Source organism: Natrinema versiforme JCM 10478, assembly GCF_000337195.1.
GTDB classification, from domain to species: Archaea; Halobacteriota; Halobacteria; order Halobacteriales; family Natrialbaceae; genus Natrinema; species Natrinema versiforme.
The window spans coordinates 44,569-69,071 of sequence record NZ_AOID01000005.1 but is presented as its reverse complement, the minus strand read 5'-3'; the positions used below and the strand labels follow the sequence as shown (position 1 = coordinate 69,071).

Genomic DNA, 24,503 nt, shown 5'->3' with positions numbered 1-24,503 from the left:
ACTGATGGACCGCTTCGATCGCTTCCGTACGCAAGACTCGAGTCGACTCGAGTGGATCCCGAATGTCGATGTCTCACTCGGGGGTTACGAGTGAGAAACACGTGTTTACTACCGCACGTGGGAGAACCGAGCCGGATCGGAACATCGCCAGCCGGCGGACAAACAGCGACAGAAGAGCGACCCAGCAGTCAAAATCGTTCGCTCTCGAGGTTCGGTCGCAATCCGTCCGAATTCCGGCGAGTCGTCCATCTCGAGAGACCGATTTCGGCGACAGTTGAGATTATAAACCACGCCGTCGTACCGCTCGAGTATCGACTCGAGTCACACCCACGTCGACGAGTGGGAATCGTGCGGAGAGATGCATCGAGAAGCGAGGGCGACCGCGGTCCGATCGATCGAGACAATCCGCTGGTGGCCTGCGCCAGTGTTTCAGCGTCAGTTTCACGGGTTCGACTCGAGAATCCGAGGAACTCGACACCCCGCGGCGGTGGTAAATCGTATTTTGCTATACCAAAATCTCTCGCGTGCCGACATCGCTTCGACTAACCAGGCCACGGGCGCTAATCCGCGATTGGACCGACACGACGGGCCTCAGCGCGATTCGAAACGGTTCGGGACCGCAGGCAATCGGAGGCTTCGCCGTAGCCGGTCGGCAACGGCGGTCGATACGGATCGCATACTAATGCCGGCAGTCGGTGGGATTTCGGTATGAGCATGTATCCACCGGGATCGCTCGAGGACGACGTGCAGCGTCGCGTCTACGAGTACGTCGAGCGTAACGGTGCGGTCACGCCGGCCGAGTTGGCGCGATCGATCGAGATCGACGACGGCCGGGCCCACTCGAAACCCGCCCGCTCGGGGACCTACACCGAAACGGTCGCGCCGGCGCCGGACGAACTCCGATCCAGTCTCGAGGCGCTGCAGGCCGAGGGCTACCTGACGGAAGTCGACGGGAAGTTTCGGGTGGCACTCGAGGCGACGACGACCGGTCTCGAGTGCGAGGATGGGGTGGTCACCATTCGGCCGGCGTACGAGGAGGACCGAGCGGGTGTCGTCGAGACAATGCGGACGGTCGCCGCGGACGGCACGTACGTCGTCGCCGAGAACGTCGCGACGGAACTCGAGCGCGAATCAGTTTTGGTCCGAGCGAACGAGGAACGCTCGCGGGTCTGTTTCGTCGCGGAGTTCGAGGAGGAGCGGGGAGACGAGGCTACCGAGGAAAGCAATGGGAGCGAGGCCGCCGAAAGCGACGCGGAAGCCAATGCGTCCGGAACCGGCGGGGACGAGGACGGGGAAATCGTCGGCTGGCTGCATCTCGACGCGCCCGAACTGCCGTCGCTCCGTCACACTGCCGAGGTGACTGTCGGCGTCGAGCCCGCGTTCCGGCGGCAGGGCGTCGGCTCGACGCTGCTCGAGTACGGCCTCGAGTGGGCTGCTGGTGCGGGATACCAGAAAGTCTACCAGAACGTGCCGGTGACCAACGAGGCCGCGATCGAGTTCCTCGAGGACAACGGCTGGCAGCGCGAGGGCGAACACGAGGGCCAGTACTGTCTCGATGGCGAGTTCGTCGACGAGATCATGCTCGCGACGTGGCCCTGAGACCGGCTCTCGCGGACCGAAGCGGTTGGAATAGCTCCGGCAGCGGAGAGCCACACCCTCCCCAGCCGATTGCGGTCCTCGCTCCCGCCGGTCGCTGCGGTCCTCAACCCTCGCACGACGTCGGATCGCGACTCGCTGTTCGCTCGTCGCTCTCCGGCGCGCGCCACTGTGCGGTTCGTCGTGCGGAGAGACGGAATGCGGAAAGACGAAAATCACGTCAGCAGCCTTGATTCCCGAACGGGAATTTTCTTGCCAGTCCATCGCATACCGGGTCGTATGGAGGACATTTCCCTCGGCGTTCCGGAACCGATACTCGACCGACTGCCGGCAGACGACGAAACCGTGGCGGCGGATATGCAAAAGGCCGTCGCGGGCTGGGAGACACAGTTCAATCGGATCCTCGAGGAGGCAGACGACGAGCGCGAGGCCGCGGGGCAGGTGCTCGAGGCGATCGACCGGTTCGAGGAGCGCTACGAGACCTACGACGCGTTCGTCCCCGAACTGCGAGCGTGGGGCCAGTCCCCGATCTACGCGATCGCGTGGCGAACGCTGTACGCCGACGTGATCGCTCAACTCCACGAACACGACGAGTTAGGCGAACACCTCGATCGGGAGCGGAACGCGCGGTTGGTCGAGGACGGGATTCGATTGCAGGATCTGTAGCGGTCATCGCCTTCCCATTCGGTCGGTTCCGACACCGGTATCAGAAAAGACTCAATTCTAAATAGCCCTATATCCCCGAACTGCTGCCTCTTATCGACATCGTTCGTATCTGCAGTAGTAATTTGAAATGTATGGCATAGAAATAGTTTTGTACTCGCACTCGAGAGAATGACGTGTGGCAACGACGACCGACGGGCCCGGGTCGGATGAGGCCGGCGCGGTCGACCTGACGACGCGCGTGCGCCGTCGCATCCTCCCGGCGCTGCACCGAATCAAGGAACCGCTCGGTGGCTACGCGATCTGTCGCCAACACCCGGCGGAGTACGTCGGGACGGTCAAGCGCGGACTCGAGGCGGTGCGATCGACGCTCGAGACGCTGGCGTTCGAGTCCGAACCCATCGCGTCGCTGAAGGTCCACGACGACGGGCGACTCTCGGCGGGCAGTTGGGTCCGTCGGAAGTCGCCGCTGGCGACGTGGCAACTCCACGTCACGCTGTTTCGGACCGGTGAGGGGGCCGTCGAGGTGTTCGCCCACCGCGAGTACTCGTGGCTGCGCCATCCGTACAAACACTACACGCAGGAGGGGTGGGATATCGCCGGCGGCGTCGAGCGGATGCGGTCGCTGCTGTCGGCACACGGCGTCCCGTTCTGGATCGAGGAGCGAGTGCGTTCGTGATCCCATCCCAAGCGTTCAACTGCCGGGGCTGAATAGGGTGTGCATGGAGTTCGCTGTATCCCGTGCCGGGACGACGCTCGTCACCCTTCAGGGTGGGTCCGACACGACCGCCTGCGACGAAGCGACGACGGAACTCGCGGCAACCTTCGAGTCCCTCGCAGCCGAGGGACCGATCACGGACTGGGAAATCGCCGAGGCGGACGTGTACGAGCATCCGAACGGGCCGTTCGATCCGTACACCATCTCGGTCGAATTTTCCGCGACGGTGGTCGTCGAGGCCGCCGACGCCGACGAGGCGACCGAACTCGGCGCGAGCGCGATCGACGAGGCACTCGAGGATGCGGGCGTCGACTCGGTCTCGTACGCGTCGCCCCCGACGGCGTCGGCGGACTGAGAACCGCCCCGCACTCGAGATCGAGGCCGCGAAACCGACAACCGCCCGGACTTATGTCGTCCGAACCCGATTGTGACGTATGGACATCGACCTCCGGTTCTTCGCCACCTTCCGGGAGGCCGTCGGGGAGAAAGAGCGGACGCGAACGGTCGACGACGGTGCGACCGTCGGCGACGTACTCACCGCACTCGAGGCCGAGTACGACGGCCTCGAGGGGCAGTTAGTCGAGGACGGAACGATCCGCCCCCAGTTGAGCGTCTTGAAAAACGGCCGCAACGTGGTCCACATGGAGGGCGTCGACACGACGCTGGCAGAGGGTGACGTGGTGTCGGTGTTCCCACCGGTCGCGGGCGGATAGCGGACTGGCGGGTTCGGATACGGTTCGACGAGAGATGCGACCACTATATTTTTTACAGACAGGAACGATGCCTGATCTATGCTCGACGATCTCCTTTTGCTCCCGTTCGAAGCCGCGATCGACTGGGTCGTCGGTCGGAACGAAGACCGAACCGTGATCCAGCAGCTGTGTCTGTTCTGCAGCATCGTCTTCGCGTTGCTCGCGGTCGCGCTGGCGGTCACCAGCGGCCCGTTGTACGGACTGGCCGCGGGCGTCATCGCGGTCGCGCTGCTGTACTACGGCGTGTGATCGGGGCCGGGATGCGATCGAATCGAGCCGAACCCCCTCGTCTGCGGGCGGTTTCGAGAACCATTTATGCGTCGTTCGACTCGAGACGAACGTGACGGGATTCGACGGCAGCGACGCCGACCACGACCCCGGCGACTCCGCCGACCGGCCGACGGACGGCCCGGTCGAGGAGACCCGTTCCTCCGACGGCGAATCGGTCACGTTCAGTCGCGAGGGAGTCCGCGCCGGCTTTCTCACCTGTCTCCCGGTCGCGATCGGCGTCGGCGGCTACGGCATCGCCTTCGGCATGCTCGCTCGCCAAGCCGGGCTGAGCGTCGCCGAGGCGGCGCTGATGAGTGCAACCGTCCTCGCCGGTGCCGCCCAGATCGTCGCCGTCGAACTCTGGGCGGAGCCGATCCCGGTCGCGACCGTCGTCCTCACGACGCTCGCGATTAACCTGCGCTACTCGCTGATGGGGGCCGCGCTGGGCCCGTGGCTCGAGCGGCTCTCGCCGAGCCGGGGCTACGGCAGTCTGCTCCTGATGGCCGACGAGAACTGGGCGCTGACGATGCGCGAACTGAAATCCGGCAGCGGACGGGGCGCGTTCCTGCTGGGGACCGGCATCGCGATGTGGGTTTTCTGGGTCGCGTCGACGATCGTGGGCGCGACCGCCGGCGGCGTGATCGGCGATCCGGCCCGCTACGGCATCGATTTCGTCCTCGCGGCGGTGTTCGTCGCGCTCGCGGCCGAACTCTGGGAGGGCCGGTCGACGCTGGTGCCGTGGCTCGTCGCGCTCGCGACCGCGGTCGCGGCCGCGGAACTCGTTCCGGGCCGGTGGTACATCCTGCTCGGCGGGTTCGCGGCCGCCGCCGTCGAGGTGATCCGCCATGATCGGTGAGGGTACCCTCGCACTCGACCCGCTTGTGGTCGGCGTCATCGTCGCCATGGCGCTCGTGACCGCGCTCACGAAAGTCGGCGGACTCTGGGTCCTGCGCCGGATCGAGGTGAGCGAGCGACTCGAGGCCGGACTCTCGGTTCTGCCGGGGGCGATCGTGATTGCGATCCTCGGGCCGGAACTGGCTGCCGGCGGGCCAGCCGAATGGAGTGCGGCCGGCGTCGTCTTGCTGGTCATGTGGCGAACCGAGAGCATCCTGCTGTCGCTCTGTAGCGGCGTCGGGGCCGTGGTGTTGTTCCGGGCAATCGTCTAGGCGGCCGATCGGTCCTCGTTACCGCTGAACGCGAATTTATCCGTTCGGGCGTCGAATCACGGGTATGGCTACGCGTATCGAGCGCTCCTTTCGCGGCATCTCCGAGCGGCTTGTGATCCGCTACCTGACGAATCTGGGGGGCGAGCAAGTCGCAGCCGACACCGTCGAGGGCGAGGATTGGACGGCGACGTTCTCCTCGGAACAGGTCGGCATCGGCCCCTCGTTGAAACTGACCGAAATAACGATCGTCTTCGAGGGCGACGACGACACCCTCGAGCCGCTGGTCGAACGGTTCGCACAGAAGGCGATGCGCGCGGGTGGCTGATGGCGGGGAACCCGATCGAGGGGCAGGTACTCGTGCTTACCGCCGCGAAGGCGAGCGTGCCGCCGACCCGACTCCCCGACCTCATCGAGCGCGCACAGGCAGTACTGGGACCGGATCTAGAGCGATACCGCCGCGAGTACGAACGGCTCTACGCGGACGACGACCTCGAGGCGTTCCTCGTCGACTGGGGCCACTGGGAGGACCTCGGCGAGGAACTCGACGTCACGGACCGCGAGCTGTCGGCGATCCGCCGCGCACACGAGGAGCAACTGGTCAAAATCGGACGGCGGACGGACCGCGAAGACGAGTTCGAGACGGCACTCGAGATCCGAGAGCCGGTCGTCATCGGAACGGGCGACGGCGAGGAATCGGGCGATAGTAGCGGCGACTCGATCACTAGTCGCGACGAAGCGTCCGCCGGGAGCGCCGACGGGACCGATCTCGAGTCGCGGGAGTGACGGGCACGTTCGTCTTCCCGTCCTCGCGCATCGACGCCCGGGTGCGACACGCCGGTCGGACGCCGCGACGTGCCGGCGACGGGTCTCGCGGTCGATGGCAACTATAAAGATCACGTTTCACCTTTGGCAAACCACTGAGACGATGGCCATCGACCAGGAAACCGAGATGACGGACGCCGAGATCGACGACTTCCTCAGCCGTCACGAGACGGGGGTGTTGTCGCTCGCGCGCACGGACGAACCCTATGCGATCCCGATTTCGTACGGCTACGACGACGAGAACCGCGAGTTCTACATGCGGATGGTATCGACGCCCGAGAGCGAGAAGCGCCAGTTCCTCGAGTCGGAACCCGAAGCGCGACTCGTCGTCTACGACGAAGCCGGCTCGACCTACCGGAGCGTCATCGCCACGGGAGACCTCGAGAGCATCGAGCCGTCGGCGCTGACGCCGGACGAAATCGCCCAGTACGGGGATGCGAAGCGGCCGCTGTTCGAAATCTGGGCCGAGGGAAAAGACGCGCTGAACATCGAACTCTACCGGCTCGTGCCGTCGACGCTCAACGGGCGGCGGACCGAAGTCGATCGGGAGGAGTAGCGCTCGAGCGACGAACGGAATCGACGGCGATCGGCGCTAGTTCGTCTGCTGTTCCGTCACGAACGCCGCGGAGGTGACCGACGCTCCACAGACCGGACAGCCGTGCGTGAGCGTGGCCTCGCGCATCGATTCGTTGACTTCGATCTCCTGCCCGCACTCCGGGCACGTGAACTCGTATCTGCTCATATCAGGGGTGAGTCGTGTGAAGCGTCGGTTGTCTACCGTCTAGCTGTCCGGCCAGTATATATAGGGTTGCGGTTCGATGCCGTCGGCCTGTAGGTCCCGACACGTTCATGTGCCTCGAGTCAGCGGCCGCCCTCGAGCGAGCGATCACTCGTGGTCCAAGATGGCGTCCAGCAGCTTCGTCTGGGCCGCCGCGAGGTGTTCGGTGAACGTCGTCCCGGTGATGTCGAGTTCGTCGGCGACCTCGCCGGCGTTGGCCTGCTTGGGGTGTTCGAAGTAGCCCATCCGGTGGGCCGTTTCCAAGACCTCTCGCTGGCGCGCAGTGAGCGTGCTCCGGTCGACGAAGACGAGGTTGCGCTCGTCGTGGTCTTGCTGGGACTGGAGCAGCCGCTGGACGTCGAGGTTCGCGTAGCGGTCGCGTAACTCGCCGATGACCGCCTGCAGCCCGTGCATATCCGGCGCGTGGAAGGTCAGGTACAGCGATGCGCCCTGCGTGCGGACGTCGACCACCGGACAGTCGTGTTCCTCGATGCACTCGCAGGGACAGCCACAGCCGAGTTCGCGCTCGAACCGATAGACGGCACTCGAACCGTAGGAGAAGATCGCCGAGAGGTCCGCGCCGACATCGAACGCGTCGGGATAGCGCTCGGCCTCGAGCATGAACTCCTCGGTCACGCGCTCGGGCGCGGACGGGCTGGTGCTCTTCGAGACCGAGAGGACCCGGCCGCCCGCCTCCGCCGAGGCCTGTGCGACGACGCAGTCGGACGGGTCGTCGATCTTCACCTCCGCGCGAATCCCCGAAGCCATATCCACCCTTGTGGAGCCGTCCACCCTAAACCCTGCGTCTACGGGCCGGGAACGCGCCGACTCTCGGATAGCGGGGGTGTCCCTTCCAATGGGCCACCGCGACCACCGCGGCCACCTCAGTCGCGTCATCCTCCGCGAGCGAACCGACTCGAGGCCGAATCGTCCCGATTGTTTTCCCACCCCATGTAAAGAGCCCTGTATTTATTGGGACTCATTTGGAGGGGGCTCGGTCGGTACTAGAAGGTGTAACAGATGTCCGCTACGAACTCTGACGCCCGAAACCGAGGTTGGCAGAACGACGATCCGATCGACCCGCAGGCGGTTCTCGCCGCGCTCGACGACGACGCCTGCCGCGCGATTCTCGAGGCGACGGCCGAGGAGTCGCTGACCGCGACGGAGGTCTCCGAGAAGTGCGACATCCCGATGTCGACGGCCTACCGGAAAGTCGAGATGCTGACCGAGGCCGAGCTGGTCGACGAACAGGTCCGAATCAACACCTCGGGCAAGCACGCAACCGAGTACCGCAAGAGCTTCGACGACGTGCTCGTCTCCGTCGCCGACGAGGGGATCGAAATCGAGATGACGACGCCCGAGACCGACTCGGGCTCCGGCTACTCGTCGACGCCTGCGGTCGCCGATGACTGATCGGGCGTCATCGCACGGCCGAGTCGGGTCACCGAACCGGCTCGAGCGACCCCGTAGTGGATCCGTCTCCCGTTCCCGTCTCAGTTAGTCTCGATCGCTTTTCGCCGACAGTTGTCTGGCTACGCGACCACTGTCTTCGCAGAAAAAACGCCGATTCGGAACCGCGAGCGACCGGTTCGATCAGTCGTCGCTCGAGACCGCCGCGCCGCCGCCGCTGCTGACGCCGGTCCCGGGGCCGAGGTCGATCCCGAGTTCGTCGAGTTTCTCGTCGGGGACGACGCCGTCGACCCAGCCGCGGTGGTCGTAGTATTCTTCTTTCATCTCCTCGAGTTCGCAGTACTCGCCCTCGCTTGCACCCTGACCGGGGATGCCGTCCTCGAGGAAGCGCTCCGGGAGCGAGTCGTCCGCGCCGTCGAAGCCGTTGAGGTTGTTGTAGTACCGTTCGAGGTTGTAGATCCGCTCGCCGGCCTCGAGGAGTTCGTCCTCGGTGACGTCGCGGCCGGTCATGCCGTTGTACTGCAGGACGTACTCCTCGATGCCTTCGGCGAAGGCGTTGAACTTGCAGATGTCGAAGGAGTCGCTGATGGCGTGCAGATCCTGGAACTGGGCGGTAAGTTCGCCTTTGCCCTCGTACTCGTAGGGGTCGACCTTCTCGGGAACGCCCAGGATTTCGGCGGCGGGGGTGTAGCCCCGCAGGTGGCAGGCCCCGCGGTTCGAGGTGGCGTAGCCGATGCCCATGCCCTTCAGACAGCGCGGGTCATAGGCCGCGATCGTCTGGCCCTTGACCGCAAGCGAGTTCTCGTGGGCCTCCTTGCGGTCGGCGACGCGGCGCGGCCCCTCGGCCAGCAGATCCGCGAGGTCGTCCTCGCGGTGGGCCATCCGATCGATCATGTCGACCATCGTCTCGGCGTCGCCCCACTCAAGTTCGCCGACGCCCTCGAGTTTGCCCTGCTCGGTCATCTCCATGGCCATCGCCATCATGTTGCCCGCGTCGATGGTGTCGACGCCCATGTCGTTACAGCGCTCGAGCATGAGCGCGATCTTGTCGCGGTCGGTGTGCCCGGAGTTGGGGCCGAGCGCGTAGGCCGACTCGTACTCGTAGGACTCCGTGCGGACGTTCATCTCCTCGCCCTTGTGCATCACGTCGACCTCGACTTCCTTCTTGCAGGCGACGGGACAGGAGTGACAGGTCGGCTCGTCGACGAGGATGTTCTCGCGGACGTTCTCGCCGGAGACGCGCTCGGCGTCGATGTCGGCCCCTTCGGCCTCGCGCATGCTCTTGGTCGAGGTGTACTTGCCGTTCTTGGTCGGGAGGCCGTCCATCTCCTCGCCGATGTTCATCAGGACGTTGGTGCCGTACATCGAGAGGCCGCCCTCGTTGGGCGCGGTGACCTCCGACTCGGTGATGGCCTGCATCGCCTGCTGGTGGCCCTCCTTGAAGGTCTCCTGATCGGCCGGCTTGGGCATCTTCGTCGTGGATTTGACGACGACGGCCTTGAGGTTCTTCGACCCCATCACACAGCCGGTGCCGCCGCGGCCGGAGGCACGGTCGTCCTCGTTCATGATGGAGGCGAACTTGACCTCGTTCTCGCCGGCGGGGCCGATCCCCATGATCGAGAGATTTTTGCCGTAGGACCCTTCGACTTCCTCCTCGATCGCGTCGCGCGTATCGTGGAACCCGTCTCCCCAGAGGTGAGCGGCGTCCCGGAGTTCGACCTCGCCGTCCTCAACGACGGCGTAGACCGGGTCGTCGGCCTCCCCCTCGAACAGCAGTCCGTCGAAGCCGGACCACTTGAGTCGCGCGCCCGACCAGCCGCCGTGGTGGCTGTCGGTGACGGTGCCGGTCAGCGGCGACTTCGTACAGATGGCGATCCGGCCGCTCATCGTTACCTGGGTGCCCGACAGCGGCCCGTTCATGAACGCGAGCAGGTTGTCGGGTCCGAGCGGATCGACATCCGGCCCCTGTTCGAAAACGTACTTTACCCCGAGTCCCCGCGCACCGATATACTGCTTTGCGTCCTCGTCGTCGATCGACTCGTACGCGACCTCCCCGTCCGAGAGATCGATGCGCGCGACCCTGTCTTGAAATCCGCCGAGTTCAGTCATGGTAACCGTTCGTTCTTGTATACGACCTCCAGCATGTTAGTCGTTCTCAGCCTCTCGTAACCGAAACCGGTTATCCGGGACGCAAACCAATCGCTCTGCGTATCGCTCGAGGGGAGCGACGGTGACTCGAGACGAACAATCGGAGCCGGTGGCAAGAACTGCGGAAACGTAACCGTCAGCGACCACACTGTTCGACGATGGCGTGGGAACTCGAGGCGAACGGACCGCTGAACGCGATTCGGAAGGTTCGACTCGACGGCGCGACGCCGGCGGGGAGGTCTCCGGCTACAACAGCAGTGCGACCACCGCGAGAATGATGAAGATCAACACGAAGATCCGTGCGATCTCCATCGAGATACCGGCGACGCCGCGAGCGCCGACGGCGGCGGCGACGATCGCGAGGACGAAGAAAATGATCGCCCAGTACAGGAACCCACCGCCGGTCTGAAGCGGAGCTGCGAACGGAAGCATAGGAACGGGTCCCACGACGACCCACATAAATCTCGGCGACCGTCCGCGCGGCTAAGCCGCGGCTACAGGTCTCGCCCCGTGAGTGTCACCGAAAACGGCGGCTACGCGTCGCCGAAGAAGGCCTGACACAGTTTCGCCTCGGCCGTCCGCAGGTGCTCGTGGAAGGTCGGCCGCGAGACGCCCATCGACTGGGCGAGTTCCTCGCCGGTCGTCGGTCGGGGCCACTCGAAGTAGCCGCCGAGGTAGGCCCGCTGGAGCGCGCCGAACTGCCGGTCGGTCAGCGATTCCTCGAGCCGGGCGGCGAACTCCTGGCGGGTTTGGTCCTCTCGCTCGCGCTGTTGGAAGGAGATGACGTCGGTTCCCTCGTAGCGGTCCTCGACGGCCTCGACGACCGACCGGACGCTCGCCGAGCGGGGAATCTCGACGGTGACGCGGGCGCGACCGCTCTCGCTCTCGATCGTTCGCGTGCGGGCACCGCGTCCGGAAAGCCAGCCGACGAGGTCGGTCGCGCTCGTCAGTTCGACGAGACAGCCCTCGTCGCGCTCGACGATGATCCGGCAGTCAACGTCGGGCAGGTCGGCGGCAGCGGCGGCGATCTCGTCCGCGCTCGCGCCGTCGACGGTAAACAGCGACGCCGTCTCGTCGTCGGATCGATGGACCGAGCGCCGGTACTCGAGTCGGCAGTCCGCCGCGGCGGAGAGCGCCACGGGTGCGAGGTCGCGGTCGGTCAGTTCGAGTTCGACGGCGACGACGGCGTCGGTCGCGAGCACGCGGCTCGTTTCGCGGGCGTTGATGCCGCTTGCGACCGCGCGGGCGAGCGCGGAGAGGATCACGGTTTCGCGGTCGTCGGCGGCGTGGTCCCGATCTGCCCGAACCGTCAAGACGCCGTACTCGATACCGTTGTACGAGAGCGGCAACGCGACGCGGGTCGTTCCGTCGACGGTGTCGACGGCGGGCTCGTCGGTCGCGACCGTCTCGGCGGCGGGGTGGTCGATGCCGGCCTCGAGTCGGTCGCGCTCCGGGCCGTCACCGACGCTCGAGCGGATTTCGATCGTGTCGGTCGCGGGGTTGCGCTCGCCGATCCACGCGCCGTCGTAGGCGTCCTCCGCGGCGATCCGTTCACAGACCTCGCGCTCGAGGGCGGCGCGGTCGGTCGAGCCGGCGACGACGGCGGTGACGTCCTGGATCAGCCCCTCGACGCGATCGAGGATGTACTCGAGTTCCTCGGTCCGTCGCTCGAGCGCGAGTTCGGCCTCCTTGCGCGAGGTCACGTCGTTCTGGAAGCCGACGTAGTTGGTCACGCGGCCCTCGTCGTCCCGAATGGGGGCGATCGTCACCTCGTTCCAGAACTCGGTGCCGTCCTTGCGGTAGTTCGTGAGTTCGACGGTGATCGGCCTGTCCTCGTCGATCGCCGCCGCCATCTCGGCGATTGCGTCCTCGTCGGAGTCCGGACCCTGTAAGAACCGACAGTTCCGACCGACGACGTCGTCGTACTGGTAGCCCGTGATCTCCTCGTAGGCTTCGTTGACGTACACCAGCGGGTTGTCCTCGCGGTCGGGATCGGAGATGGTGATCCCGACGGGCGCTTCCTCGATCGCGCGGTCTTTGACCAGCCGGTCGCTCGGGCCCGACGGCGAGCCGGTCGCGTCGTCGGCGTGGCTCTCGGAGCCGTCGCGGTCGAAGGTGATCGTCGCGCCGTTGGCACCGCGGTGGAGGCGCACGCTCCCTTGATCGCTGTCGAAGTCGACGCGCCGGGCGGTGCCGACCGTCGTTTCGTCGATCGCCGCCGCGAGCCGATCCCAGCGCGCGCCGAGTGCCGTCGCCGCGTCGCGGTCGGCATCGCCGAGTTCGAACGCGTCGCGGGCGGCCTCGTTCGCGTACGTGATCGTCCCCTCGACGACCGCCACGACCGGATCGACGACGTACTCGAGTGCGCGGACGGCCGCCGCGGGGTCGTCGACGGCGTTGTCGCCGCGCTCCGTGTCGACATCGTCCATAGTCTGCCCTACGGACGGCTCCCTAAGAACCGTTGTGATCGGCAGACCGGTCGTCCCCGGCTCGGCAGGCTAGAATGTTATATGTTACCACATCATATGAATACACATGTCAGTACATCGATCGCCGTTCGAGCAACTGCGGGAGAAGTTCGACGAGTCGGAACTGCGGTGTCCGGCGTGTGGCTACGTCGACACCGACGGCAGTTGGCGCGTGACCACGACGGGCGAACGGGTCCGCTATCAGTTCGTCTGTCCGACCTGCGACGCCGTCGAGACGCGGGAGCTCCGACTCGGATAATGCGCACGCCGCGGCGGCCTCGAGCGACCGCGTCGCAGGTCGGCGACCGACGAGCCGACGCGTTCGGCACCGAGAGTCGTCGTCTCTCTTCTTCGGCTATCTCCGATCGAGAGGTCACGACGCACCGGCGGGTTCGGCTCGACTGCCACCCGACCGAGAATCCGTGCCTCGAGCCCTCGCGTTCTCTTTCGGCGCGGAAATAGATGCTTTTCGCCGCTCGAGAGCGGTAACGGGCCGCTGAGACGAGCGGGTCGGTTCGCCGCGAGACGCAAATGATCGCGACACCGGGTCGTACGCCGCGATACCGGTGGGCTCGCCGCGTGCGGTCGCGGCGGTCACGCACCGATCGCGGCGCGGCGTCTCGATGGCGGATCGGCCGCGAACGGTTTTCCTCGCGTCCACAACGGCGGTTTTCTCCGCAATAATTCCGTAACAGTCTCCCCGTTTTAGCCGCGGAACGGCCGTACTGCGGCGCGTATGGTTTCACGACCGCGAACAATTGGCGTCGCCTTCGTCGCGGTGCTGGTCGCGCTTTCGGGGGGTCCCGCCCTCGTCGGCGGAGCGACCACGGCCGCGACCGACGACGCCGGAGACATGAGCGACGCGAGCGCCACGCTCGAGAACGTACAGGTCCAGACGCTTGAACTCGAAAACGTTACGATCCAGAACGTCACGATCGAGGAACTCACCGCTGGACAGTTGGATATTCAGGACAGCGGGGAACTCGAGGGCGAACTGAACCAGACGGGTGACAACGAGTCAGGAGACAACGAATCCGCCGATAACGAGTCCACTGCGAACGAATCCATGGACAACGCATCCGCTGACACCGAGGTCACGATTTCGAACGTCGGCCTCGAGTCGCTCGTCCTCGAGAACGTCTCGATCGACGACCTCGAGACGGGCGGCATGCAGGGAGCCAACGAGAGCGAGAGCGCCAACGAGACCGGGAACGAAACCGGCAACGAATCGTCGAGCAGCGTCGACCAGCTCCTCGGTGACGCCGACAACGCGACGATTCAGAACATGACGATCGAGTCCATGAACACCGATCAGTTGACGATCGAGGACCTCACCGTCGACGAAGACGAAGGGGGTATCCTCTCGGGGATCTCCGATTTCATCGGCGGACTGTTCGGTGGTGACGGCGACGGCAGTGACGGCGGCGACGGAGGCGACGTGAACGAGAGCGACTCCGACAACGCCAGCTCCGAAGAGATCGAGAACCTCACCGTCGAGGAGTTCACCCTCGACGAGATCACGTTCGAATCGATGACCGTCGGGACCCTCGAGAGCCAAGCGAACGCGACGGCTAGCAACGAGACCGCCACAAACGAAACTGAAGACAGCAACGCGACCGACGAGAACGCAACCGACGGCGGCAACGAGACCGCCATGGACGGTGCGATGAACGAAACTGCCGCTGACGGCGAGACGATCTCGTCGCTCTCCGGCGGCACGATGACCGTCGAAAACGGCAACGCGGATACCGTTACGCTCGGCGAAGCCGAGGGACTCACCGAGACGCTCGGACAGCAGGGCAACGAGTCGACAAACGAGAGCATGAACGAGACCGGGAACGAAACCGGTAACGAGAGCGGCGGCTGACCGTCGAGTAGCGCACTCGGTTAATCGAACCGAGACGACCCGCGAGACACCCGATGTTCGACATGACCGTCGAACATCGGGTCCGTTTTTCCACGCCGCCCGAGTCCCCGTCAGCGCTCGGTATCGGTGCCGGGAACCGGGAACTGGCACGCGGATCGCGTCGCGATTCGGGAGGGAGTCGACCTTACGCTTCGTCCGAGTCGTCCCCCTCGTCGAACAGCCGGTAGTACGAGAGGGCGAGCACTGTCCGCCCGTCGCGGATCTCGCCGTCGGCCACCGCGTCGGTCAGGGCCGCGAGCGAGCGCTCTTCCACGCGAATGCTCTCGTTGTGATCGAGTCGCTGTTCGGCGGTCGGCCGGCAGCCGCGAGCGACGAAGAAGTGCAAGACAGCGTCCGCGATTCCGTTGGCCGGCTCGACGGTCGTCAGCGGCTCGAAGTGCTCGGCCTCGTGGCCGGTCTCCTCGGCGAGTTCCCGTCGGGCCGCCGCCTCGAGGTCGTCGTCCGCGGGCTCGACGCCGCCGACGGGGAGGCCGTGGCTGATCCGTGAGACGGCCTGTCGCCACTCGTCGATACAGACGACGTCGCCGTCGGGCGTAAACGGCAGGATGCAGACGCTTTCCGGTTCCGAGAGGTAGTCGAAGTCGGTTTCGGTCCCGTCGGGCAGTCGAACGGACTCGTTAACGACATCGAAACCCGGACAGGAGTAGGCTACCCGGCGCTCGCGCGTCTCCCAAGCGAGTGGATCGGTTGGCATAGCGGCCGGTACGGCGGTGTGGCTCAAAAATACCGCGTCACGCGACGACTGTCAGTCTCGGTGAGAAGCCCCTGCGTTCGCTCGAGCGCGTTGCCGGGTAGTGGTCCTACGCGGTGCGTTCTCGGTCTTGGCGGCGACGTACCAGCTCTATAACAAAGCCACAACACCGTGAACGTCGTCATTCAGAGGGTGATCCATGGACCAGCTAACTGGCTTCCAGCGAGACCTATTGTACGTGATCGCAGGGAAAGACCGGCCGTCGGGGCAGGAGATTCTCGACGACATCAATAACTACATCGAGCAGCCGGTCACGCACGGCCGTCTGTATCCGAATCTCGACACGCTCGTCGAGAAAGAGCTCGTCGAGAAAGGAGAGCTCGACCGACGGACGAACTACTACGCGCTGACGCCGAAGGGCCGACGCGCGCTGCAGCGCCGCCAGGAGTGGGTCGACCAGTACGTCGACGTCTGAACTTCTGGCCGTGTTCTCTCTCGAGGACAGCCGCCGAAGAGCGCTCGCTTCGCGCAGGGTTCGTGTATCGTCGCGGGCGGGCAGGCGGGCGCGATCACCGAGCGTCGTCGAGGTCGACGACCGTCTCCATATCGGCGGTCAGCCACGCGTTTAGTTTCTCCTCGGTGGTCCCGTTACAGGGAACGAGCGTACAGCGGTCGCTGCCGGACTGGTAGCGGACGACGATGGCGTCGAACAGAACCGATCCCGCGGGATCGATCTCGTCGGTCTCGGCCGTGTACTCGTGGGCGATGCCCCCGTCCCCGTCAGTAGAGCCATCCATGATCGGTCAGGCGAAGTCCTCGCCACCGTCCGGTAGGGACAGACGGTACAAAACGGCTACTAGTTCGGGTATAGAGCGGTCAGGACCGCTGTATATCGCTCCACAGTCGTCGCGAGAACCGGCCCGCACCCGCGGCGATCGACCGCGTGATGGGCCGCGACCGACCTCGAGCCCGCCCCCTCCCCTCCCCCTCTTCGCGGTACGGAGCGCCGAACAACGGAAATGTCCGCATACGGCCGCCTCGAAAGCGAAAACACCTGCCGCGGACTCCCACCGGTCACCGCTTCTCTCCCCGCTCGGCTCCCCGTTAGACGTCGTCGAACCGGATCGTCTCGAGGTCCGCCTCGAGGTCTTCGACGTGGTCGTTGAACGCGTCGACGAAGGCCGGAACGTCGTCGGCCAGCCGGCGGACTTCGGGGGCCGCCGCCGGGCCGTATTGAGAGAGCAGATAGACGCCGTCGGAGCCGCCGACCCGCAGATAGGAGGCGACGTCGCCCTCCCACTTCAGCACCCAGCGGGTGCCCGAAACCGTCGCCGCGTAGCTGCCGTAGTCGCCGTCGTACCGGTGGAGTTGGCTCGCCATCGCGTTGCACACGTCACGGATTCGGTCGACGATTCGGTCCCGTTCGGCGACGAGTTCCGCCGTGGACTCGACCTCGGGGAACTCGCCGGAGACGTCCGCGAACAGGCCCTCGAACGAGCGGACGTACTCGTTGTAGGCCTCGACGAACGCCCCGTAGTCGGCCATCGCCCGCTCGAGGGGCTCCGGTTCGGGCGGCTGCTTGCTCGAGACGACGTAGATTTCCGAACCCGATTGCGGATCGAAGCGCAGGTACTGCACGTCGCCGGCCTCGTACTTGAGCGTCCAACTTCCGCCGTCGGTGTTGAACGTCTCCTGGCCGTAGTCGCCGCCCTGCAAGACGGCGAGTTCCCGCGCGATCTCGCCGGCATGGGTCCGAACGCGAGCCGCCAGCTCGTTGCGCCGCTCGGCGATCTCGTCCGTCCCTTCGACATCGGTCTCGAGTCCCTCGGTCATTACTCGAGACAGGTGTCGGGAGCCGGTAACGGTTACGCCTCGCGGCTCGGTAGGCCGGGGACAAGCGCGGACGCTATTCGCTCTCGTTGCTTGCGTTACTTTCGTTCATCCCGGTCTCGTTAGACTCGTTCATTGCAGTCTCGTTGGTTTCGTTCATCCCGGTCTCGTTAGACTCGTTCATCCCGGTTTCGTTGGTTTCGTTCATCTCGGTTTCGTTGGACTCGGTCAACCCGGTCTCGTCCGTTTCGTTCTCCCCAGCCGGCTCGTCCTCTATGTCTTGTCCGTTACCCGTTCCCTCCTCGGCTTCGGTCTCGTTGTCCCCCTCGGTCTCGTTTCCGCCGCCCGGGCCGCCACAGCCGGCGACGAGTGCGGTCGAGGCCGCTGCGCCTGTCAGTGTCAGCACTCGTCGACGGGTCGACGGCTGTCGATCACTCATACGGAGGGAGTCGCCATCGAGGTGCATAAGCCGTCAGCCGACACTTGCGTGGTCTCTGGCGCTCACAGTCCCGAATCCGCTCGTCTGCGGGCGATCGGGTCCGGACGCCTCGAGATCGGTCGGCCACAGCGGCTGTAGGCATCACACCCAAGAACGGGGCCGGCGAACGACGCGATGGACATGGCCTCGATACCCGACGACTTCCACGACCTGTTCGAGAAGGAGACGTTCGCACACGTCGCGACGCTCACCGAAGACGGGCTCCCGCACGTCACGCCGGTGTGGATCGACTATGACGAAGCCGACGACCGCCTCCTGGTCAACACCGAACGCGGCCGTCAGAAGGAACGCAACGTCCGGAGCGATCCCAGCGTCGGCGTCAGCATGACCGACCCCGACGACCCCTACCGGTTCCTCTCGGTGATCGGCGAAGTCGAGGAACTCACCACCGAGGGCGCTCGCGAACACATCGACGAACTCGCCCGGCGGTATCAGGATGTCGACGAGTACCAGCCGACGATCGAAACCGAGCGCGTAATTCTACGAATTCGAGCGGATCAGGTCCTGTAACCGGATCCTGGGCGGCCGGTAGTCTCCGCCCGACTCGGGCCGTTCCGGCTAGGGACGGCGGCGTTCAGCAGTGATGAATCAATAATCGAGATACGGAATTAGTGGACTAGTCATATTGTTGAGATGGTGGGCAATTAATGGACGGCGACGTGGACGGGAGGACCATGCAAACGGCAGCCGACCTGCTCGTCACCTGTCTCGAGTCCGAAGGCGTCGACCGCGTCTTCGGGGTTCCGGGCGAGGAGATCGAAGACCTGCTGTTCTCGTTGCGGGACTCCTCGATCCGGTTCGTCCCGACGCGCCACGAACAGGGCGCGGCGTTCATGGCCGACGTACACGGCCGCCTGACCGGCGAGGCGGGCGTCTGTTGCTCGACGCTCGGCCCGGGCGCGACGAACCTGATGACCGGCGTCGCCGACGCCCAACTCGACAAGAGCCCGGTCGTCGCGATCACCGGACAGGGCGGCCGCGAGCGACTGCACAAGGAGAGCCATCAGGCGCTGGACGTGGTCGACATCTTCGAGCCGATCGTCGCGTGGAACTCCCAGATCGCCGAGCCCGAGATCGTCCCCGAATCGGTGCGCAAGGCGTTCAAACTGGCCGAGTACGAGAAGCCGGGCGCGACCCACCTCGAGTTCCCCGAGGACGTCGCCGCGGCGGAGATCGACGGCGAGCCGATCTCGACCCGTGATCCGGTTCGGCGGCCGGACCCGGACGACGAATCGGCCGAGCGCGCGGCGCGGCTGCTCGCCGAAGCCGAGCGGCCGATCCTGCTGGCGGGCAACGGCGCGGTCCGGACCCGCGCATCGGAGCACATCCGCGCCATCGTCGACCGCGTCGGGATCCCGATCGTCGAGACGTACATGGGCAAGGGCGCGATCTCCGACCGCGAACCGGCCTCGCTGATGACCCTCGATTCGGGGCCCGCCGACGAGGCCGCGCGGGCGATCGAGCGAGCGGACTGCGTCGTCGCGGTCGGCTACGACATCGCCGAGCACGACCCGGCCGGCTGGAATCCCGACCTCGAGAAGACGATCGTCCACGTCGATTACGAGCCCGCGGAGGTCTACCGCCACTACAATCCCGACGTGGAGATCGTCGCCGACGTGGGTGCGGCCCTCGAGGCCATCGACGAGCGCCTGGCCGACGAGGCGTGTTCGCTGTGGTGTGGCGATCTGCACGATCAGCTGCTCGAGGCCGCGACGGAGCCACCGGCCGCGGACGACCCGATCACGGTGCGAAACGCCCTGCCCCTGCTCCGCGAGGCGATGGCCGATTCGGACGTGCTCGTCTCGGACGTGGGCAGCCACAAGATGGCCATCGCCCAGGCGTTTCCGACCTACGAGCCCAACACCTGCGTTATCTCGAACGGGCTGGCGAGCATGGGCATCGCGGTGCCGGGCGCGCTCGCGGCGGATCTGGCCGTCGACGCGAACGTCGTCGCGGGCACCGGCGACGGCGGGTTCATGATGAACGCGGCCGAACTCGAGACCGCGAGTCGGCTCGACTGCGGGTTCACGACCGTCGTCTTCAACGACGATGACTACGGTCTGATCTCGGAGAAACAGGACGAACACCGCGGTGAACACACCGGTACGGAGCTATCGAACCCCGACCTCGTGACGTTCGCCGAGAGCTTCGGGATCAAGGCCTATCGGCCCGAGGGATGGGACGAAATCGAGGCGGCATTTGCGGAAGCCGTCCCGTCGAATGAGTTGGCACTGATCGAAATTCCCCTCGAGTGAGGCGGCCCGCGGCCGGGCGAGGATGGGACGAAGCGGTGCGGCTACGGACGGAAGGATTCTTGAGCGGATACGCTCATGGGGAGGTATGTCCGTGACAGGAGCGGTCGCGCGGGTGACAGGCGTCGATTCGGCGACGGATCGTGATCCCCCGTGACCGACGAGACGGCGACCGACGTGGACCGACGAACGGTCCTCGGCGCGCTCGCTGGCGTCGGCGGCGCTGCCCTCGCCGGCTGTTCGGCGTTCGAACGGGAGGCCGACGGTCAGACGAGTCAGCTCGACGACGAGACGGCTCGAGCGCTGGCGACGCGGTTCGCGCCGACGCTGTACTTCGATAGCCGCGAACCGTGGTTTCCGACGGATCCGCGGCCGTACACCAGCGATCGGGACGGCGAGACGGTCGTCACCGGCTTCGACGCCGTCAACGGCTACCACGAACGGGACGGCAAGGGGGACCCGCCGAATCCGACGGTCTTCTATCACGCCGTCGAGTACGAGGAATCGCCGCTCGCCGCCGTCCAGTTCTGGTGTTACTCGGCGTTCGATCAGTTCACGACGAACTTCCACTGGCACGACTGGGAAGTGCTGCACGTCTTCGTCGACACGGAGACCGACGAACCCCAGTTGTACGTCGCCAGCTCGCACTCGCGGACGGTTCCCAACAACGAGTTTCTGGATCCGGACCCCGAGATGATCCCCCGCATCCTCTCGGAACTGGGCTCGCACTCGAGTGCCCTCTCGGTCAACGAGGCCGCCGATCGCTTTCAGCGCGTCGCCGCAGAGGACCTGCTTGCAGACATCACGAACACGGCCATCGAAGGCATCGAGGACCTCGCAGACATGCCATTGGCGTACGGCTTGCCCCGCGACGAGGGCTCGCGGCTTCCCTACCTCGTCCCGGAATACGAGGGCGAGCCGATATACGAGCACGAACGACTGCCCGCCGTCACGCGAGAGTCGCTGATCGACGACGAGCTAACCGTTCAGTCGTTCGACGCACTGACATCGCCGCCGACGGACCTTCCGTCGCGCGAAACGGGACTCGTCTTCGGCCACCGCGAGCGGACGGACGGCGTCGACGCGGACATCGAGTACGACCTCGTCCCGAGTAGCGACCTCGAGCACATCGCGGAGTTCACCGGGCCGCAGCTGAGCTTCGAGTTTTCCGTGCCGAAGGCGGTCGAGGACGCCGTCGCCGGCCATCTCACGGCGACGGGGACCCCGTGGAGCCAGCCCCGCTATGACAACCCGGCCGCGGACATCTCCGTGCCGAACCATCGGACGGCGCTGGCCGAGCGCTATGACGCGATCGGCGAGGCGGCACCGATCAACACCGTCGTCAGCCGCGTCACGGAGGTGATCGAGAGCGACGACGCGCCGGCGGACGAGGGGCTGACCACGACCGAGATCGACCTCGAGGCGGTCGTCCTGCTCGAGAGCCAGCCCGAAGCGGTCCCGACGTTCGGGGGGATTGCCGTCGCGCAGGACGTCCCGGCCGGGGACCATCGGCTGACGGTCAACGGCGCGGGGCGAGCGCCCCACAGCGAGCGTGTCGCGGTTTCGGACGAGGGAGCTCCGACGGTGGCGGGCGTCGACGGCGAGATTCCGCTGGTCGCCCGCGATCGGGCGACGAAACTGGCAGTCGGCGACGAAACGGGGGAGAGCAACCTCTCGAGGATGGCCGTCGAGGACGACTTCGCCGGACGGCTCTACGAGTCGTCGGTCGACGGGAACGACGCCGTCTACGTCGACCGCGGCGGGGCCTATACGACCGAGGTGCGAGACGGGGACGACGCCGTCGGTGCCTATCGGGTCAATCCGGACCCGGAATCCGACTCGGCGGTCCGCATCGAGCGCCCGGAGACCGGCAAAGCGTCGCTCGCGGAGTACGTGGCCGCGGTCGCCGAGGAGACCAGAGCGGAAATCGCGGCGCTCGGCGACGGTGACGACGACGGCGATAGCGATGCTGACGACGATGACGAGACGGAGCGCGAGGACCGCGGCTCGTCGAACGCCGTCACCGGACTCGAGCGCACCCTCGCGGCCGTCGTCGACGCCGCTCGGCGAGCAGCGGAGCGGGCGCGCGCGAAAGAGCATGGGAATACCGACAAGCAACTGCGGAACGTCCTCGAGCGCCTCCAGCGGGCGGAGGAGCGACTCGCCGAGGCGCGGGGCGACGTTCCGTCCTCGCTCTCGAAGGCGACCGAAAAGCGACTCGAGCAGGCCAATCGCCGCTCCGAGCAGGCCCAGCAGGCTGAGAAACTCTAACGGCGCATTGTCGCCTCGAGAGCGAGAAGCGCGTCGCCTCGAGACCGACGCCGACCGATAGTCGGTCCACGTGACCCCGGGTACTTTCCGTTTGGGGGCCGTTAACAGTGTACTGCGAGTGGATCCATTTCAGTGACACAATCCGACGGAGACAGGGAGAAAGCGGCCGGTATCTGTGCCAACTGCGGTGAACTCTTTACCGTGTGGGCGTGCCGAGACGGAACGGTTCGACCGGTCAGTCCCCACAACGCCTGTTCGTGCGACGACCCGTCGTATCGGGTCGTCGACGAGGCCGAGGTCTTCGACGGTCGTGACCTCATATAAGTTCAACAACGGCGCGAACCCACTCGCGCTCTGTCATCGTTTCCACTCAAGCACTCGGGTCAAGGTTCGTCATACTGTCGCCTACGACACCCATTCCTCAGATCTCACAGCCTCTTTCCACCAACATTTCCTGCGGCACTGATCACCTGTTCTGACTAATCTGATTGAACTTCCCACTCTGAAAGTAGAATATCAAGCTCTTCAAGATATTCCCTACAAATTTCACATAATGGCTTACGGTTATACTCTTCATCGAGAATGTTTGACAACACACCCACTTTTTGAATCTCTACGTCATCTCCAGGAATGTCTATGTGGGGTGCAGACTCTCTGAGGATGTCTCCCGAGTTAATACCTGACGCTCTAATTGAAATCTCACTTATTTCATCAATCGATGTTGTCTCAACATAGAGTTCCTGAATTCTTGGATAGCTTTCTTTCAGAGTATGGTTGCGTGCTTCTTTCATTGCCTCAAATAGCGACGAGTCACGCATCTCCTGTTGCTTTTCTTCATACCACTCGTCGAACTCTGGTTGGCCGGTATACTGCTTCTGGAGATAAATGGTAACTGACCGAGCGGCGGAGAGGAATGCACTTAGATTGAAACGGAACTCTGGCTTCGCCTTTGTCTCTGTCATCAGATCCAAGAAATACTGTGCCTCATCAAGCTTCTCTCGGGCCAACAAAGTCATTCTTCAGGTAGGCTGCCGATTGTACGTAGATGGGTTGACTCAGGGCTTTCTTCCACTAACATCTCCTCAAACATCTGGTTCTCCGCATCCATGATGCGATACTCTCCCCACCCGCGGTCTTCAAGAATATCGTGTAGTGCTTCTTTAGAGACCCAATCAGAATCTCCGTTCCATTTCCGCTCCTCAATAAGCTCGTACATCTCCCGGGTGTCCTCTCGAATCATATTACCGAACTTTCTTCTCCTCCGGTATAGCTTCTGCTACGACTATCCAATCGAAAGTAACCTTCATGTTGGATACTGCGGGGTTACTCTCGATCAGCAGCGTCAACCGTTTCAAAACCACACATCGCCTCGCTCACGAGAACGCGGTTACTGCCACTCGACGGCCGTCGCTGAAGGAATGAAAGTGGGGAAAAGTGGGCCGGCGCGAATTCGAATCGCGGTTACGGCCACCCGAAGGCCGAAGGATACCAAGCTACCCCACCGGCCCGCATTCTGAGTGTACGCGTCCGGTCGTTTAACGCTTCCGGATCGGGCGTCGAACCGCCCGACGGAACCCCGGTATCTCGACCGAAGCCCCCGAAATTCGACCTCAAAACCGCTCGTAACCGTCCGTGTCCAGAAAGTGGTGTGCGACAGTGATCGCCTGATCCGCGTGCAGCAGTTCGGGGCCGAGTCGGAGCCGCTGGTCCGCGTAGTCCTCGAGCAACGCCGCCTCGTCGTCGGTGAAGTCGTGATGGTCGGAGAGCACGAAAATCGAGTCCGCGAGCGCGGCCGCGCCCACGTCGACGACTGCCTCACCGTCCTCGTGGAGCTGGACGATCGGACCGTCGTCGGCGATTTCCTCGAGCGTGGCCTCGAAGCCGCGCCGGTACAGTTCGATGCCGGGGCTTGGTTCGGCGGGCAGCGCGCCGATGGCCTCGTCGCGGTGCTCGAGGGCCGTGCGGACTAGCGCGGCGGTGCTTCGCTCGTCGGGGTTGAGCCGCTGGAGGTCGCGCCCGTCGAAGGTGATCGTGAGTTCGTCCTGGACGATCAGGTGGACGCGGACGTCCTCGCGGATGCCGTGAGAGGTGACGAAGGCGGCGGTGATCGACCGGCAGAGGGCGTCGAGACGACCGGCCCCGCCCGCGAGGTCGTCGAGCGAGAAATCCGGCTCCGTGGGAACGTCGTGACCGATGAGTACGAACTGGCGCATACCGGAGGGTGGCGGGCCGACGGGATAGC

General features: G+C 64.9%; 31 protein-coding genes and 1 tRNA gene. 19 read left to right on the top strand and 13 right to left on the bottom strand.

Features of this window, described 5'->3' with window-relative positions; translation table 11 throughout:
- Positions 1-708 precede the first annotated feature (708 nt).
- From C489_RS01230 to C489_RS01180, 11 genes are all read left to right on the top strand, one after another.
- Positions 709-1,599 (top strand): GNAT family N-acetyltransferase, encoded by an 891-nt coding sequence (locus tag C489_RS01230; RefSeq protein WP_049890484.1) that lies wholly within the window; start codon positions 709-711, stop codon positions 1,597-1,599.
- Positions 1,600-1,875: 276 nt separating this feature from the next.
- Positions 1,876-2,262 carry a hypothetical protein gene (locus tag C489_RS01225; RefSeq protein ID WP_006429271.1) on the top strand — a complete coding sequence of 129 codons (387 nt, stop codon included), beginning with the start codon at positions 1,876-1,878 and terminating at the stop codon, positions 2,260-2,262.
- Between the two features lie 175 nt (positions 2,263-2,437).
- Positions 2,438-2,938 (top strand): hypothetical protein, encoded by a 501-nt coding sequence (locus C489_RS01220; RefSeq protein WP_006429270.1) that lies wholly within the window; start codon positions 2,438-2,440, stop codon positions 2,936-2,938.
- 43 nt (positions 2,939-2,981) lie between these two features.
- Complete coding sequence (locus tag C489_RS01215; RefSeq protein ID WP_006429269.1) at positions 2,982-3,332, top strand: hypothetical protein; 351 nt, start codon at positions 2,982-2,984, stop codon at positions 3,330-3,332.
- Between the two features lie 79 nt (positions 3,333-3,411).
- Complete coding sequence (locus C489_RS01210) at positions 3,412-3,690, top strand: ubiquitin-like small modifier protein 1 (protein WP_006429268.1); 279 nt, start codon at positions 3,412-3,414, stop codon at positions 3,688-3,690.
- 78 nt (positions 3,691-3,768) lie between these two features.
- On the top strand, positions 3,769-3,978 hold the full coding sequence (locus C489_RS01205) for a hypothetical protein (protein WP_006429267.1): 210 nt from the start codon (positions 3,769-3,771) through the stop codon (positions 3,976-3,978).
- 91 nt (positions 3,979-4,069) lie between these two features.
- Entirely contained in the window at positions 4,070-4,855 is a 786-nt protein-coding gene (locus tag C489_RS01200) for an AzlC family ABC transporter permease (RefSeq protein WP_006429266.1), read from the top strand.
- On the top strand, positions 4,845-5,165 hold the full coding sequence (locus C489_RS01195) for an AzlD family protein (protein ID WP_006429265.1): 321 nt from the start codon (positions 4,845-4,847) through the stop codon (positions 5,163-5,165). Before C489_RS01200 ends, C489_RS01195 begins: the two co-directional genes overlap by 11 nt.
- Before the next feature lie 64 nt (positions 5,166-5,229).
- Positions 5,230-5,490 carry a hypothetical protein gene (locus tag C489_RS01190; protein WP_006429264.1) on the top strand — a complete coding sequence of 87 codons (261 nt, stop codon included), beginning with the start codon at positions 5,230-5,232 and terminating at the stop codon, positions 5,488-5,490.
- A complete protein-coding gene (locus tag C489_RS01185) occupies positions 5,490-5,948 on the top strand; it encodes a hypothetical protein (protein WP_006429263.1) in 459 nt (152 codons plus the stop codon). The genes C489_RS01190 and C489_RS01185 overlap by 1 nt, the downstream gene beginning before the upstream one ends.
- A 142-nt stretch (positions 5,949-6,090) precedes the next feature.
- Complete coding sequence (locus C489_RS01180; protein WP_006429262.1) at positions 6,091-6,543, top strand: pyridoxamine 5'-phosphate oxidase family protein; 453 nt, start codon at positions 6,091-6,093, stop codon at positions 6,541-6,543.
- A gap of 36 nt (positions 6,544-6,579) precedes the next feature.
- On the opposite strand, the gene C489_RS01175 is transcribed toward C489_RS01180, so the two are convergent.
- The gene (locus C489_RS01175) at positions 6,580-6,729 is read right to left on the bottom strand and encodes a DUF7560 family zinc ribbon protein (protein ID WP_006429261.1); all 150 of its coding nucleotides are present in this window, start codon (positions 6,727-6,729) and stop codon (positions 6,580-6,582) included.
- A gap of 144 nt (positions 6,730-6,873) precedes the next feature.
- The gene (locus C489_RS01170) at positions 6,874-7,533 is read right to left on the bottom strand and encodes a helix-turn-helix domain-containing protein (RefSeq protein ID WP_006429260.1); all 660 of its coding nucleotides are present in this window, start codon (positions 7,531-7,533) and stop codon (positions 6,874-6,876) included.
- Positions 7,534-7,785: 252 nt separating this feature from the next.
- On the opposite strand from C489_RS01170, the gene C489_RS01165 reads away from it, so the two are divergent.
- Positions 7,786-8,178 carry a winged helix-turn-helix domain-containing protein gene (locus tag C489_RS01165; RefSeq protein ID WP_006429259.1) on the top strand — a complete coding sequence of 131 codons (393 nt, stop codon included), beginning with the start codon at positions 7,786-7,788 and terminating at the stop codon, positions 8,176-8,178.
- Positions 8,179-8,358: 180 nt separating this feature from the next.
- On the opposite strand, the gene C489_RS01160 is transcribed toward C489_RS01165, so the two are convergent.
- The 3 genes from C489_RS01160 to C489_RS01150 all read right to left on the bottom strand — a co-directional run bounded on the left by C489_RS01160 (position 8,359) and on the right by C489_RS01150 (position 12,752).
- On the bottom strand, positions 8,359-10,284 hold the full coding sequence (locus C489_RS01160) for an aldehyde ferredoxin oxidoreductase family protein (RefSeq protein WP_006429258.1): 1,926 nt from the start codon (positions 10,282-10,284) through the stop codon (positions 8,359-8,361).
- 285 nt (positions 10,285-10,569) lie between these two features.
- Positions 10,570-10,755, bottom strand: a complete 186-nt coding sequence (locus tag C489_RS01155) for a DUF1328 family protein (protein WP_006429257.1) — start codon at positions 10,753-10,755, stop codon at positions 10,570-10,572.
- 101 nt (positions 10,756-10,856) lie between these two features.
- Positions 10,857-12,752, bottom strand: coding sequence for a bacterio-opsin activator domain-containing protein (locus C489_RS01150; protein ID WP_006429256.1), 1,896 nt, complete (start codon positions 12,750-12,752; stop codon positions 10,857-10,859).
- 106 nt (positions 12,753-12,858) lie between these two features.
- Here C489_RS01150 and C489_RS01145 point away from each other — a divergent pair, with 106 nt between their 5' ends.
- Positions 12,859-13,050, top strand: a complete 192-nt coding sequence (locus tag C489_RS01145; RefSeq protein WP_006429255.1) for an HVO_0649 family zinc finger protein — start codon at positions 12,859-12,861, stop codon at positions 13,048-13,050.
- Between the two features lie 477 nt (positions 13,051-13,527).
- On the top strand, positions 13,528-14,658 hold the full coding sequence (locus tag C489_RS01140; protein WP_006429254.1) for a hypothetical protein: 1,131 nt from the start codon (positions 13,528-13,530) through the stop codon (positions 14,656-14,658).
- 184 nt (positions 14,659-14,842) lie between these two features.
- Here C489_RS01140 and C489_RS01135 read toward each other — a convergent pair whose 3' ends face one another.
- Positions 14,843-15,412 (bottom strand): NUDIX hydrolase, encoded by a 570-nt coding sequence (locus tag C489_RS01135; RefSeq protein WP_006429253.1) that lies wholly within the window; start codon positions 15,410-15,412, stop codon positions 14,843-14,845.
- A 196-nt stretch (positions 15,413-15,608) separates the two neighbouring features.
- On the opposite strand from C489_RS01135, the gene C489_RS01130 reads away from it, so the two are divergent.
- Positions 15,609-15,884 carry a PadR family transcriptional regulator gene (locus tag C489_RS01130; RefSeq protein WP_006429252.1) on the top strand — a complete coding sequence of 92 codons (276 nt, stop codon included), beginning with the start codon at positions 15,609-15,611 and terminating at the stop codon, positions 15,882-15,884.
- A gap of 94 nt (positions 15,885-15,978) precedes the next feature.
- Here the strand turns inward: C489_RS01130 and C489_RS01125 are convergent, their stop codons facing one another.
- The 3 genes from C489_RS01125 to C489_RS01115 form a co-directional block, all read right to left on the bottom strand.
- A complete protein-coding gene (locus C489_RS01125) occupies positions 15,979-16,206 on the bottom strand; it encodes a DUF7511 domain-containing protein (protein WP_006429251.1) in 228 nt (75 codons plus the stop codon).
- A gap of 307 nt (positions 16,207-16,513) precedes the next feature.
- Positions 16,514-17,242: a hypothetical protein gene (locus C489_RS01120; protein WP_006429250.1), complete on the bottom strand. Its 729-nt coding sequence runs from the start codon at positions 17,240-17,242 to the stop codon at positions 16,514-16,516.
- A 73-nt stretch (positions 17,243-17,315) separates the two neighbouring features.
- Positions 17,316-17,678 carry a hypothetical protein gene (locus C489_RS01115; RefSeq protein ID WP_006429249.1) on the bottom strand — a complete coding sequence of 121 codons (363 nt, stop codon included), beginning with the start codon at positions 17,676-17,678 and terminating at the stop codon, positions 17,316-17,318.
- Between the two features lie 180 nt (positions 17,679-17,858).
- Between C489_RS01115 and C489_RS01110 the strand changes: the two genes are divergently transcribed.
- From C489_RS01110 to C489_RS01095, 4 genes are all read left to right on the top strand, one after another.
- Positions 17,859-18,248, top strand: a complete 390-nt coding sequence (locus C489_RS01110; RefSeq protein ID WP_049890501.1) for a PPOX class F420-dependent oxidoreductase — start codon at positions 17,859-17,861, stop codon at positions 18,246-18,248.
- Positions 18,249-18,412: 164 nt separating this feature from the next.
- Complete coding sequence (locus C489_RS01105; RefSeq protein ID WP_049890483.1) at positions 18,413-19,993, top strand: acetolactate synthase large subunit; 1,581 nt, start codon at positions 18,413-18,415, stop codon at positions 19,991-19,993.
- Positions 19,994-20,143: 150 nt separating this feature from the next.
- Positions 20,144-22,261 carry a hypothetical protein gene (locus C489_RS01100; protein ID WP_006429246.1) on the top strand — a complete coding sequence of 706 codons (2,118 nt, stop codon included), beginning with the start codon at positions 20,144-20,146 and terminating at the stop codon, positions 22,259-22,261.
- A gap of 132 nt (positions 22,262-22,393) precedes the next feature.
- Positions 22,394-22,585 carry a hypothetical protein gene (locus C489_RS01095; RefSeq protein ID WP_006429245.1) on the top strand — a complete coding sequence of 64 codons (192 nt, stop codon included), beginning with the start codon at positions 22,394-22,396 and terminating at the stop codon, positions 22,583-22,585.
- A 155-nt stretch (positions 22,586-22,740) separates the two neighbouring features.
- Here C489_RS01095 and C489_RS01090 read toward each other — a convergent pair whose 3' ends face one another.
- The 4 genes from C489_RS01090 to trmY form a co-directional block, all read right to left on the bottom strand.
- Entirely contained in the window at positions 22,741-23,223 is a 483-nt protein-coding gene (locus C489_RS01090) for a hypothetical protein (RefSeq protein ID WP_152423079.1), read from the bottom strand.
- 50 nt (positions 23,224-23,273) lie between these two features.
- Positions 23,274-23,501, bottom strand: a complete 228-nt coding sequence (locus C489_RS01085; protein ID WP_006429243.1) for a hypothetical protein — start codon at positions 23,499-23,501, stop codon at positions 23,274-23,276.
- A gap of 195 nt (positions 23,502-23,696) precedes the next feature.
- Positions 23,697-23,769 (bottom strand) — tRNA-Pro (locus C489_RS01080).
- A gap of 102 nt (positions 23,770-23,871) precedes the next feature.
- Entirely contained in the window at positions 23,872-24,474 is a 603-nt protein-coding gene (gene trmY / locus C489_RS01075; protein WP_006429242.1) for a tRNA (pseudouridine(54)-N(1))-methyltransferase TrmY, read from the bottom strand.
- Between the last annotated feature and the right edge of the window lie 29 nt (positions 24,475-24,503).

Coding starts and splice junctions, on each gene's coding strand:
- trmY (WP_006429242.1), bottom strand. CDS start 24,474: ATGCGCCAGTTCGTACTCATCGGTCACGACGTTCCCACGGAGCCGGAT.
- C489_RS01165 (WP_006429259.1), top strand. CDS start 7,786: ATGTCCGCTACGAACTCTGACGCCCGAAACCGAGGTTGGCAGAACGAC.
- C489_RS01090 (WP_152423079.1), bottom strand. CDS start 23,223: ATGACAGAGACAAAGGCGAAGCCAGAGTTCCGTTTCAATCTAAGTGCA.
- C489_RS01155 (WP_006429257.1), bottom strand. CDS start 10,755: ATGCTTCCGTTCGCAGCTCCGCTTCAGACCGGCGGTGGGTTCCTGTAC.
- C489_RS01210 (WP_006429268.1), top strand. CDS start 3,412: ATGGACATCGACCTCCGGTTCTTCGCCACCTTCCGGGAGGCCGTCGGG.
- C489_RS01140 (WP_006429254.1), top strand. CDS start 13,528: ATGGTTTCACGACCGCGAACAATTGGCGTCGCCTTCGTCGCGGTGCTG.
- C489_RS01145 (WP_006429255.1), top strand. CDS start 12,859: ATGTCAGTACATCGATCGCCGTTCGAGCAACTGCGGGAGAAGTTCGAC.
- C489_RS01150 (WP_006429256.1), bottom strand. CDS start 12,752: ATGGACGATGTCGACACGGAGCGCGGCGACAACGCCGTCGACGACCCC.
- C489_RS01180 (WP_006429262.1), top strand. CDS start 6,091: ATGGCCATCGACCAGGAAACCGAGATGACGGACGCCGAGATCGACGAC.
- C489_RS01215 (WP_006429269.1), top strand. CDS start 2,982: ATGGAGTTCGCTGTATCCCGTGCCGGGACGACGCTCGTCACCCTTCAG.
- C489_RS01205 (WP_006429267.1), top strand. CDS start 3,769: ATGCTCGACGATCTCCTTTTGCTCCCGTTCGAAGCCGCGATCGACTGG.
- C489_RS01105 (WP_049890483.1), top strand. CDS start 18,413: ATGCAAACGGCAGCCGACCTGCTCGTCACCTGTCTCGAGTCCGAAGGC.
- C489_RS01085 (WP_006429243.1), bottom strand. CDS start 23,501: ATGATTCGAGAGGACACCCGGGAGATGTACGAGCTTATTGAGGAGCGG.
- C489_RS01225 (WP_006429271.1), top strand. CDS start 1,876: ATGGAGGACATTTCCCTCGGCGTTCCGGAACCGATACTCGACCGACTG.
- C489_RS01160 (WP_006429258.1), bottom strand. CDS start 10,284: ATGACTGAACTCGGCGGATTTCAAGACAGGGTCGCGCGCATCGATCTC.
- C489_RS01125 (WP_006429251.1), bottom strand. CDS start 16,206: ATGGATGGCTCTACTGACGGGGACGGGGGCATCGCCCACGAGTACACG.
- C489_RS01110 (WP_049890501.1), top strand. CDS start 17,859: ATGGCCTCGATACCCGACGACTTCCACGACCTGTTCGAGAAGGAGACG.
- C489_RS01130 (WP_006429252.1), top strand. CDS start 15,609: ATGGACCAGCTAACTGGCTTCCAGCGAGACCTATTGTACGTGATCGCA.
- C489_RS01230 (WP_049890484.1), top strand. CDS start 709: ATGAGCATGTATCCACCGGGATCGCTCGAGGACGACGTGCAGCGTCGC.
- C489_RS01170 (WP_006429260.1), bottom strand. CDS start 7,533: ATGGCTTCGGGGATTCGCGCGGAGGTGAAGATCGACGACCCGTCCGAC.
- C489_RS01175 (WP_006429261.1), bottom strand. CDS start 6,729: ATGAGCAGATACGAGTTCACGTGCCCGGAGTGCGGGCAGGAGATCGAA.
- C489_RS01190 (WP_006429264.1), top strand. CDS start 5,230: ATGGCTACGCGTATCGAGCGCTCCTTTCGCGGCATCTCCGAGCGGCTT.
- C489_RS01185 (WP_006429263.1), top strand. CDS start 5,490: ATGGCGGGGAACCCGATCGAGGGGCAGGTACTCGTGCTTACCGCCGCG.
- C489_RS01135 (WP_006429253.1), bottom strand. CDS start 15,412: ATGCCAACCGATCCACTCGCTTGGGAGACGCGCGAGCGCCGGGTAGCC.
- C489_RS01115 (WP_006429249.1), bottom strand. CDS start 17,678: ATGAGTGATCGACAGCCGTCGACCCGTCGACGAGTGCTGACACTGACA.
- C489_RS01120 (WP_006429250.1), bottom strand. CDS start 17,242: ATGACCGAGGGACTCGAGACCGATGTCGAAGGGACGGACGAGATCGCC.
- C489_RS01195 (WP_006429265.1), top strand. CDS start 4,845: ATGATCGGTGAGGGTACCCTCGCACTCGACCCGCTTGTGGTCGGCGTC.